The 10,455-nt window shown below is 47.3% G+C and carries 8 protein-coding genes and 1 CRISPR repeat array; of the genes, 6 read left to right on the plus strand and 2 right to left on the minus strand.

The features are described 5' to 3' along the window. Positions 1–108: 108 nt before the first annotated feature. Together QUA57_RS17085 and QUA57_RS17090 are read right to left on the minus strand one after the other, a co-directional pair. The gene (locus QUA57_RS17085) at positions 109–363 is read right to left on the minus strand and encodes a DUF6737 family protein (RefSeq protein WP_333062350.1); all 255 of its coding nucleotides are present in this window, start codon (positions 361–363) and stop codon (positions 109–111) included. Positions 364–415: 52 nt separating this feature from the next. Beyond that, a complete protein-coding gene (locus QUA57_RS17090) occupies positions 416–1,018 on the minus strand; it encodes a Uma2 family endonuclease (RefSeq protein WP_333062352.1) in 603 nt (200 codons plus the stop codon). Positions 1,019–1,262: 244 nt separating this feature from the next. On the opposite strand from QUA57_RS17090, the gene QUA57_RS17095 reads away from it, so the two are divergent. The 6 genes from QUA57_RS17095 (at position 1,263) to QUA57_RS17120 (ending at position 8,935) form a co-directional block, all read left to right on the plus strand. Further along, on the plus strand, positions 1,263–1,925 hold the full coding sequence (locus QUA57_RS17095) for a VWA domain-containing protein (protein WP_332953856.1): 663 nt from the start codon (positions 1,263–1,265) through the stop codon (positions 1,923–1,925). A gap of 182 nt (positions 1,926–2,107) precedes the next feature. Next, positions 2,108–2,881 (plus strand): PP2C family serine/threonine-protein phosphatase, encoded by a 774-nt coding sequence (locus QUA57_RS17100; protein WP_333062353.1) that lies wholly within the window; start codon positions 2,108–2,110, stop codon positions 2,879–2,881. A gap of 38 nt (positions 2,882–2,919) precedes the next feature. Then, positions 2,920–3,570 carry a hypothetical protein gene (locus QUA57_RS17105; protein WP_333062355.1) on the plus strand — a complete coding sequence of 217 codons (651 nt, stop codon included), beginning with the start codon at positions 2,920–2,922 and terminating at the stop codon, positions 3,568–3,570. Positions 3,571–3,742: 172 nt separating this feature from the next. Then, positions 3,743–4,435 (plus strand): hypothetical protein, encoded by a 693-nt coding sequence (locus QUA57_RS17110; protein ID WP_333040868.1) that lies wholly within the window; start codon positions 3,743–3,745, stop codon positions 4,433–4,435. Positions 4,436–4,786: 351 nt separating this feature from the next. After that, positions 4,787–6,553, plus strand: coding sequence for an NACHT C-terminal helical domain 2-containing protein (locus QUA57_RS17115; RefSeq protein ID WP_333062357.1), 1,767 nt, complete (start codon positions 4,787–4,789; stop codon positions 6,551–6,553). 264 nt (positions 6,554–6,817) lie between these two features. Next, on the plus strand, positions 6,818–8,935 hold the full coding sequence (locus QUA57_RS17120) for a DNA-binding protein (protein WP_333062358.1): 2,118 nt from the start codon (positions 6,818–6,820) through the stop codon (positions 8,933–8,935). A 278-nt stretch (positions 8,936–9,213) separates the two neighbouring features. Further along, positions 9,214–10,333: a CRISPR direct-repeat array (repeat unit 37 nt; unit sequence GCCGCAATTAACCTAACTCCCTATCAGGGATTGAAAC). The last annotated feature ends 122 nt before the right edge of the window (positions 10,334–10,455 follow it).

Raw genomic sequence — 10,455 nt, forward strand, 5'->3', positions numbered from 1 at the left:
CCGCTTTGAGGCAGCGGTTTCAACAAGAGCCGGACTGAGAGTTGAACGTTAAGTTGACACCAATGACCGCGCACCTTATCCTCAACATAAGGTGCGCGTCACCCAAACCTAATCTGCATCGGAATCCAAAACTCCGCTAGACAGCATCAACCTCGGCCAAACTAACAAGAAAAAACCCATCCAAGCTAATAAAGGAATTGCGACTAAAACAGTTATCCAAACAGTTTTTAATAAAAACCAACTACCGCTAATCAGGCTAGTACCAGTTAAAAGAATCGACCAAGGCTGACACCACCAAGGTTTGTAACTCCAAGGACTAATAGCTTTTTTATCGGAAAGTTTTTTATTAGAAATAGATTTCATATTGTCAGTAATTTTTTATGAATGATAGTCTGGCTAGGTGGATTAACGGAAGTTAAACATTCATCACCTCTTCTGCTGTCAGCGTTAATTCGGGAAAAGTCCGCGACACAATTCGTTCGCTGCCTTTAAAGGCGCTTCTTTGATAGTTGCCCTCTGCATCCAAAAGGTGGACAAATACAGTTGGAACTTTGGGATTTCCCAGAAATTCCCTGCTACCAATTGCTAAATAATCGACAATCCAATACTCAGGAATTCTGAGACGCCGATATTCGTCCAATTTGTCTATATAATCGTCCTCCCAATTTGTTGATGTTACTTCCACTGCCAGTTGAATTGGTTCTCGTAAGGCAGAATAAGCAGAACGGTTCGAGCGCCACAAATCGCGATCGATTATGCTGACATCCGGTCTCCGCCCTTGTTCGATGCCCGCTTTAGTTACAGTTCTGATAACGGCGGTATTGTTGACTACATAATTTAAACTTAGCCGTTTAACTTGATCTTTAAATGAGTCAGACGTAAAATCAGCAACATCATCATGATTTCTTGTCGCATTCATCTCTACAATTTTTCCATTTACCAGTTCATAGCGTCCATCTTCTGGACATTCTACAAGGAATTGGTCAAAGGTTAATTTCTGTGTGACTGTTGCAATCATAAGATTTATCCTTATTTTGCAGTAATACTATTAGTCTATATTACCACAGGCAGGAAAAAATTTGTTTTTTTGACGGCAGACATCCAATTCTTAAATCTAAAATATACAATCAAAAATCAAAAATCGATTCACGTAAATGGTAAAATGCGATCGCCCTAGCAATTTGCACTTAAATTTGTTACTGACTTGATACAGTAAAGTAATAAACCTAGAAATCGAGCCACTCCCAGGTCAACCCCGAACCATGAGACTAGACGAAGCCGTAGAATTTGCCGAAAACCCAGAGCCGCGCTGTCCCTGCGTCCTCCTGCTGGACACCTCCGGCTCCATGCAAGGCGCACCCATAGATGCCTTGAATGAGGGGCTGGAAATTTTTAGGAATGACCTAATTAAAGACGAACTAGCTAAAAAGCGAGTCGAAGTCGCGATTATTTCATTTGACAATCATATCAAAGTCGTGCAAGACTTCGTGACCGCCGACCAGTTCGAGACGCCACTGCTGACAGCTCAAGGACAAACCCACATGGGCGCTGGCATTCAGCTAGCATTAGATACTATTGCGGCTCGCAAATCCGAATACCGCAACAACGGCATTACCTACTACCGCCCGTGGGTATTTATGATTACTGACGGCGAACCTCAAGGTGAATCAGACGATGTTGTGGAAATAGCAGCACAGCGGATTAAAGAGGAAGAAACTAACAAGCGCGTGGCATTTTTTGCAGTCGGAGTGGAAGGTGCTAATATCACCCGTCTGGCGCAAATTGTCGAGCGCACGCCTGTAAAATTGAGAGGACTAGACTTTAGAGAGATGTTCATCTGGCTGTCGGCTAGTATGCAGAGAGTTTCTCACTCAAAAATTGATGAACAAGTAGCGCTGCCACCACCCGGATGGGGAACTGTTTAGGTATTAGTCATTGCTCATTGATCATTGGTCATTAGTAAGTGACCAGCGGTAAGTGCGGTGTGCATAGCCCTACATAATAAGTAAGGTGTGGTGTGCATCGCCCTACCTAATTAGGGATAAATAAACCCGTCCAGACTTTGCATAGTTGTGAATTTACGAAGTTTTGAGTTAAAGAGTTATTAATGCATAATTCATCCTTTAATTGGCAAGTTGTAGCGGCATCGGTGATAGGTACAAGCCACGAAAAAAGATCGCAGCCTTGTCAAGATGCCCACTGCTGGCGTCTCTTGCCGAACGGCGTTTTAGCGGCAGCGGTTGCCGATGGTGCGGGCTCCGCAGCACTCGCAGAAATTGGGGCGAAAATTGCTGTGGAAGCGGTTGTCGAAACGATTTGCCAGCAACAGGAAAGGCTGCCTGAAAATGACGACGAATGGCAGGTATTCTTGACAGCATCACTGCAAGTTGCGCGGGCGCAGGTGGAAGCAGAAGCGGCTGTGCGGGAAGTGGCTGCGAGAGATTTAGCCTGCACTTTAATTGCTGTTGTTGCTACGCCGGAATTAATCGCAGTTGCTCAAATCGGCGACGGTGCGGCGGTAGCGGGTGATAGTGCAGGAAATGCGATCGCCCTGACTGTACCTCCCTGCGGCGAATACATCAACGAAACCATTTTTTTGATTTCGCCGAATGCAATAGAAACAGCGCAATTTCAGGTACTGCGGGAAAAACTGCGACACTTGGCCGTTTTTTCTGACGGCTTGCAAATGCTAGCGCTCAAAATCCCGGAAGGTACGCCGCACGGGCCGTTTTTTGCGCCTTTGTTTCGGTTTTCTGGCGAGTGGAAAGAAGAAGAAGATGCGAAACAGCAGTTAGAGTCATTTTTGCGATCGCCCCGCGTTTCCGAACGCACCGATGATGACTTAACTTTATTGTTAGCAACTTTTTCGAGTAATGTCTGATCTGTTGAACTCCACTTACAAAAAGCGGATCAAAAATTATGACAAGTCCACGAATTAGTGCCCGAACTTTGTTGCAAGAAACCTTTGCTACTATGGGACCTCTATACGCTTCCCTGTTGACCATCAATTCTCCCAGTTTGATATTTTCCGCGCTCAATAGTTTGGGCAAGCTAGGTTCAGCAGGTGTTGCTTTCAATATTATCTACTCCTTCGTGGTAATTCCTTTATTGTCGGGAGCCATGATTTTCTACACTTACCGAAGTTTGACTCGAAATCAAGTAACTGTGGGTCAGGCTTTCAATCAAGCAAACAGAAGATTGCTGCACCTTATTTTGGTTTATATTATGTTTGTGGGGCTGGTATTTGCAGGCTTAATTGCACTAATAATTCCCGGGCTTTATCTAGCATATCGCTTAATATTTTCATTGTACGCTACCGTCATTGATAACTCTTCGGCCCTGGACAGTCTTAGCAGCAGTTGGGAATTAACTAAAGGGCGCTGGTGGTTAGTATTTCGAGCGAGTTTTCTGATAGTTTTTGTCGTTGCTGTGCCAATCATAGTGATTTCCCTATTAATCGATCCGACTGCCAAATCCGTAGCATCTCAGTTTGGAGGTAATCTACTCGGATTTTTAGCCGCACCGTTGATGAATGTTTATTTGGTTTTATTGTACCTGCGCCTGCGGTAATCGGCAGCAACTATTAAATAGACATCTCCTAAAAATCAAGTCAAGGGCTGTCAGGATACCTACTCCACAAAAATTGTTAGCGCTGTCTCGCGAGCGGTGAAAATTTGGTGCGGTTCTATAATAAAATCGAGGTGTCAACAATTCTGGTTTAATCTGTACAGTAGGTCGTCACTTGCAAGCACAAGAGATTAAGGATAAGCTCAACTCCCTAATTAGCGCAGCAGATCCAATAGATCCGAGTTTGGCGAGAAGATTGGATGAAATCAATCGCTGGGTGAAAGATATTAAACCCGGTTCGCTAACTGCTAAAAAATTTGTGATGGCTTTTTTGCTGCAGCTTATCCGAGATTCTCAGGTTTGGCTGGCAATTCAATCTCTACCTTCAGAAAGAGAACAACAAGCCGCGTTTGAGTTAATGACGCCCGGGGAAAGGTATTGGTACAGCTATCTATTTCCTAAATGGCTGAGCGAAAACGATCGCAAATTTTACATCTGGAAACAAAAACTCAAGGCCGGCCAATTCGATCCGGGAGATGATATCGTGATTCGTGCGATCGCAGCCCGAATTGTTGATCGCCAAGGCACTGTTTTGTATCGATATGTTGCAGATCTTTCTATGGCAACCGATTCGATCGTTAGCAGCCGGCAACAGCAGCCCCTCTGCATTCAAGTCACAACTCTTTCGGATGAATTCTCTGAACAAAAATATCAGAACTGGCAACAAACTCTTAAAGATTGGGGGATTGACAGAGGATTGTTTTTAAGTTATGATAAAAACGATGCAAATTTCCTGAATCAGTTAGTTAACATTGCATTATATAATAGCGATAATTTGCCCGCCGGTCGTTACCTCAAGTTCCCGTAAATCAAGCATATCTGCTGCTGAGAATAGTTCGACTGCTCCAAAACTCTGTGAAAAAAAATTTGACTAACTCACATATTGCACAATTGTCGACAATGCCAAAAACCTAACCCCCAGACTGCTTCGGGAAAAGGGAAAACCGACCAAGATTTTTCCTCCCCTTTTCTGTCTCCGGGAGGAGTTTGCCAGACGCTGGCAAGAGGTGCTTCCTACGAAGGCTACATAACGGGAAGATTGACCGCCGCAATCAATCTTGTGAAATAACTAGCAACTCTGCCTAAATTGAATTGAGATTTGATTAAATCGCGGTGGACTTGTTGGAAATAAAATCAAATTACATCAAAATAAAATACTATGACTGTACAAGGTACGAGCATCGTTGAAAATAACTTGCACAAAGTATGGGAAGAACTGGAAGCAGCCAGAAAGATGCAGGATGAATGGATGAATTATGGGGTGGATTTTGTGGATTTATATGTGGAAGATGCTGGCGGTGATTGGTTGGAAAAGTGGGGAAAATGTGAAGAAGAATTAGAGCTAATAAAAAATAAAAAGGTAGATATTGAAGCAGTCAAAGCAGCGATCGACATTCCCAGCTTTCAGCAGACAAAACTCCTGGAAATTGCCTTAAATTGCCGTAACTCTACCAGCTATTACTCCGATCGCCCGGAGGAGTCTCCCGCTTGGCAAGAGGTTAAGTACAAACGGCTGTCACTCTTAGGGGGAGCGATTTTCGGTGCTGTTGTTACCGATTACCTCTACCGCGAATATCCAGAACTATATCCCGATGCTGTCTCAACCTTAAAAGCTCGTTTAGCAGAACCCAAAAAACTTGCGGATTTTGCACAAAAATTGAAATTAAACGAACTCAGTTGGCGCGTAGGGAATGGGAGAGAAACAGAAGAAAGCGAGTACAAAAAAGTTTTTTCTGAGACTTGTGAAGCTTTGTTTGGCGCGATTTACTTGGAGTTTAATCGCGATTTTTTTCGTGGGGGAAACTGGCTGATTCAGCGCTTGATTGAACCAAATGTTAGCCAGCATCTGGATCTAACTCAGCGGCGACAAATAGAACCCGAAACCGAGGTGAAACGGCGGGAAATCCTGGGTGCGGATATTCTAGATGCGATCGCGATCGACTATTTGTACAACCGCTTTCCCGAACGCAACGCCAGCCAGCTAACTCGCTGGAAAAATATGTTAGTGGCCAAAGAAATTTTTCCCAAAGACTTTAAGGCAAAATTAGGCAGCCATTACCTAGAGTTGGAGAGCAATTTCTCGCGTACCCGCGACTGGTTGGTGGATAACTTTATCAAAAGCGCAGTTGACGAACTGCTAGAGGAAAGCGACACTCAACCCGAATATCTGATTGACAGTGCGAACCCGGAATCGCTGCCAGAATTGGTCAGCCGGATTACAGACAAAAAATGGAAAAATGAATTTGTGAGAGTTGTCAGCATTTTGCAACCGGCTGACGAACTTTTGCTGCTGATGCAACAAAAACTTGACAGTATGGCCGCTAAAGATGAAACTTTGCAGCAGTTGCTAATCTGGGCAAATCACAAGTCTCAGTTAGTGCAAAGGAATTTCAAACCGGCGGAAATTCGAGCTTTTTATGTGGCATTAGTTTGCGTGCTAGATTTGGCTTTGACTCGCGTCCTCGATCCGAGTCTGAAGTTTGATAGATCGAAAGTTCGCAAGTTTCGGAATTGTTTGGCAAAAGCTCGAAAAAAGGTAGAATTTGCGGATGTTAACGAGTCTCTGAAATTGACTTTTGAGAATGATGTGGCGGGTATCTTGGTTGGCATTTTGGCGCTGGATATTGAACCAGAACTTAAACAACTGCTGGCCCAATTTCAGACTCAGATGCCTGATTTGCAAAACTGGAAAAAGTGGCGCAAAGATTGCGGTAGCTGTTGGCTGGCAAAATTCAAAACTGCGATCGGCTACAATCGAGACTTCCGCCCCCAACAGAAAACTTTGCTGAAACAGTATTACTATGCCCACAACTTGCTGGTGGAATGCCTCAACAGCGATAATTGTCAGGTGACACCGGCCGTCAGACAAAAAATTGAGGATAAAATGTTGTTATTGTCGGTGGATTTGAAGCTGGTTCACATTTAATTTTGATAGCGCGGACGGGCGGGACGCCCCTCTCACCAAGGGACGGACGGGCGGGACGCCCATCCCACCAATGGAAACAGGGCTTACCCACTCCCACCCAAGAAACCGGGTTTTTTACCGAATCTGCGGGCTGCAACGCCTCTTTTGGTGAAAAACCCGGTTTCTCCTCACCGGTGCCTAAGTCCTAACAAAGGTAAGATTTAATGGGCAAGTCAAATTTATTGAGTGATGGCTTCCAAATCCTGTATCCCATAACGGAATTCTATGCAGTTGCAGCGCCAATTTAGCGGACAACTGATTGCGATCGACACCAAAACCGCGATCGCCAGTGGGGGTGAAGGTCGCATCTACCCGATCGCCCAAGACTCGTCCCTTGTAGCAAAAATCTACCACAAACCGACAGACGAAGACGGCGACAAACTCACAGTCATGTTCAGTATGCCGCCGGATGCGCCGATCGCGGAACCCGGGCACGCTTCCATTGCTTGGCCGATCGATTTGCTGCATACTGTGGGCGGGCGAGAAAAAATCGTCGGTTTTGTGATGCCGCGCGTCAACAAAGTGATGCCGGTACACACTTTCTACACTCCCAAAACCAGGCGCGAACAAAAACCGCTATTTAGCTATCTTTACCTCCACCGTACCGCCCGAAATCTCGCCTCGGCTGTAAATGCCCTCCACGTCAGGGGTTACGTCATCGGCGACGTAAACGAGTCGAACATTCTCGTGACGGATACGGCGTTGGTAACGCTGGTAGATACGGATTCGTTTCAAGTCCGCGATCCTTATACGGGTTACGTTTATCGGTGTCCCGTGGGGAAACCCGAGTTTACCCCGCCGGAGTTGCAGGGGCAGACTTTCCGCGATATCGATCGATCCCCAGAGCACGATTTGTTCGGTTTAGCGGTATTAATTTTTCAATTGCTGATGGAAGGTACGCACCCGTTTGCGGGAGTTTATCTCGGTAGCGATGAACCACCGTCTTTGGAAGCGAGAATTCGATCGGGCCATTTCCCCACAGGTACGAAACGGATTCCCTACCGCCCGATGCCCGCTGCGCCTCCTTTTGAGATGCTGCATCCGCGGCTGCGGCAGATGTTTATCCGCTGTTTTGAGGAAGGGCACGGCAATCCTTCGGCGCGCCCGGATGCGAAAACTTGGGTGAATGCGATTCGGGAAGCAGAAGATGCTTTAGTTACTTGCAGCAGAAATAGTCAGCATAAATACGGAAATCACCTGAGTCGCTGTCCTTGGTGCGATCGGGCAAAACTCCTCAAAGGGCGCGATCCGTTTCCTTCGCGGCAAGCAATCAGCAACGGATTGCACTTGCAACCCGCGAAAATCAAGCGTAAAAAGCCCCAACCACCGCCCGTCGTGAGGGAGCCCGCAATGCGCCGGCAACAGCCCGCCACGGGGCTGCCCCGCCCCCTCGGCCAGTACGCAGTGCCCTTGCTACCGATGCCGATGTCTCCTCGGAGTCGAACTCCTGCGCCTCGGGTTCCCGTGGGCAAGTTTGAGCGCATTGTTCAGGATGCTGCTTGGGGAGGTGTTTGGGGTAGTTTGTGTTTGGCGGCGATCGGGGGGATTTATTCGGTAATAGCTGAGGGCGGCGGCGCTATTTTGGGGGCGATTTTTGTTGGTACGATTTGGGGCTGTTTTTTTGGGATGATGTGGGGCGTTTTTACTTTGCCGCCGAATCAGATTTGGCGGAAGTGGGGCGGAGTTTTGGTGGGGGCGGCTTGGGGGGCTTTTTTGTTGGCGGCGATCGGCGGTGCGGTGTTTGGCGCGATTAATAGCACTCCGGGGATCGGGGAGAGGATTTTGGCTGGGGCGGGAGTTGGTGCTGTCTGGGGCTGTGTTTGGGCGAGTTTTCGGCCTCCTCTGGCGCTGCCGGCGGGGAGGGTGTGGGGCCGGCGGGGAGGGTCTTTGGGGGCGGTCTGGGGCTCGTTTGTGGGGACTCTGGCTGGTGTTTTTTTGGGGGCTGGGCTGGTGGTTTGGCAGCAATACGGTGTCCAGATGCGGCCGGTGAATGAGTTTGCGGGTTTGCTGCTGGGTGTGGCGATCGTGGCGGCTGGTGTGGGTTCTGTTGGAGGTGTGGTTTCTGGGGGTTTGTTGGGTTTTTGCGGGTTTTCGCCGAAGTTGCCGATTTCGTTTCAGCCTTCGGGCTTGAAGGGTGCAGCTTTGGGGGCGATTTGGGGCAGTTTTTTGGGGACTTTGGCGGGTGCTGTGTTGGGTGCGGGCGTGTCTGCGATGTTTCCGGCTGTTAGCGCTGGAGTGCCGGTGGAGTTGGGGCCTGTGGCGGGGGCGATCGTGGGGGCTGGTTTGGGGGCGATTTGGGGGGTGGTTTCGGGTACTGTTTGGGGGGCTTTGGGGAAGTGGTGATCGCTTGGGGTCTGTTTTTGGGTGGAAAATGCGTCTATGCGTAGGTGTAAAAATCGAGGTGTTAATTTTGGGGGCTATAATGTATATGCTCTAAGGGTTAGAGGCACTTCAAGCTTAACAATGGTAGACGCAATCGCTGGAATCTATGCTGGAAAAGGGTTTGAGGGCTGTATGAAAATTGGGGTATTGACAAGTCGAAGGCTGAAATGGTACTTTTGTTTTATGCAGACGCAAATGAACATTGAAAACCAAATACAGCAAAGCTTCTGGAACGGGCGGCCGCAATTAACCTAACTCCCTATCAGGGATTGAAACTAACCATCAGTATGATGTCGAAGACTACTGGTTGGCCGCAATTAACCTAACTCCCTATCAGGGATTGAAACCCCAGAGAGAGGTATTATGGGCATCTACGGACAGCCGCAATTAACCTAACTCCCTATCAGGGATTGAAACTTTGCTGTATCCAGGCACGACCATCAAGGGGCAAGCCGCAATTAACCTAACTCCCTATCAGGGATTGAAACTGTCGCTGATTAACAGCAAACCACGTCCGAACGTGCCGCAATTAACCTAACTCCCTATCAGGGATTGAAACTTCTGCCATTAGTTTAAAAACACCTCCCCTTCAAGGCCGCAATTAACCTAACTCCCTATCAGGGATTGAAACGATCGCATTCGATCCTCTCGTAGCGCTGGGCGACAGCGCCGCAATTAACCTAACTCCCTATCAGGGATTGAAACCTTTGCGGTAGCTTCCTAAAGCCTTAAACTCCCGCCGCAATTAACCTAACTCCCTATCAGGGATTGAAACGGAAATATCCCGATCGCATCCTTGCCGAAAGATGCTGGGCCGCAATTAACCTAACTCCCTATCAGGGATTGAAACGGCAGTGCTAGATTCAAGCGGGGGATTGCCATGATCGGGAGCCGCAATTAACCTAACTCCCTATCAGGGATTGAAACAAGTTTTGTCGGCAGTCGTAGGGCAAGTTGTCGAGCCGCAATTAACCTAACTCCCTATCAGGGATTGAAACTCAAGATTGAACTAGATAAACTCGCGACGGAATTCAAGCCGCAATTAACCTAACTCCCTATCAGGGATTGAAACCACCGTGATTGCCCATGCCCATTGCAACAGAAGCCGCAATTAACCTAACTCCCTATCAGGGATTGAAACACGAAGTAACATCAACGGGCGCGATCGGGATGAGCCGCAATTAACCTAACTCCCTATCAGGGATTGAAACCCATTCACTTTCTGATTCAGCTAATTTCTAATAATAAAGCCGCAATTAACCTAACTCCCTATCAGGGATTGAAACGGGTATGGTAGCCCCGGCTGTAGGGTATCCGAATTTGCCGCAATTAACCTAACTCCCTATCAGGGATTGAAACTTGCTCATCTTATCCTACTAGATTGTAATTGTGCCGCAATTAACCTACAGCACTTCCGGATGTTATGAGGTACAGTAGCAGCAATTAGCAAACCAGTTTTTGAGATGTTTGGGATTCATTAA

Origin of the sequence: Microcoleus sp. Pol7_B2 (assembly GCF_036701035.1) — a bacterium.
In the GTDB taxonomy this organism is placed as follows: Bacteria; Cyanobacteriota; Cyanobacteriia; order Cyanobacteriales; family Microcoleaceae; genus Microcoleus.

Excerpts from the sequence above, each read along its gene's own strand:
- QUA57_RS17105 (WP_333062355.1), top strand. The coding sequence starts at position 2,920 with ATGACAAGTCCACGAATTAGTGCCCGAACTTTGTTGCAAGAAACCTTT.
- QUA57_RS17120 (WP_333062358.1), top strand. The coding sequence starts at position 6,818 with ATGCAGTTGCAGCGCCAATTTAGCGGACAACTGATTGCGATCGACACC.
- QUA57_RS17090 (WP_333062352.1), bottom strand. The coding sequence starts at position 1,018 with ATGATTGCAACAGTCACACAGAAATTAACCTTTGACCAATTCCTTGTA.
- QUA57_RS17100 (WP_333062353.1), top strand. The coding sequence starts at position 2,108 with ATGCATAATTCATCCTTTAATTGGCAAGTTGTAGCGGCATCGGTGATA.
- QUA57_RS17115 (WP_333062357.1), top strand. The coding sequence starts at position 4,787 with ATGACTGTACAAGGTACGAGCATCGTTGAAAATAACTTGCACAAAGTA.
- QUA57_RS17085 (WP_333062350.1), bottom strand. The coding sequence starts at position 363 with ATGAAATCTATTTCTAATAAAAAACTTTCCGATAAAAAAGCTATTAGT.
- QUA57_RS17095 (WP_332953856.1), top strand. The coding sequence starts at position 1,263 with ATGAGACTAGACGAAGCCGTAGAATTTGCCGAAAACCCAGAGCCGCGC.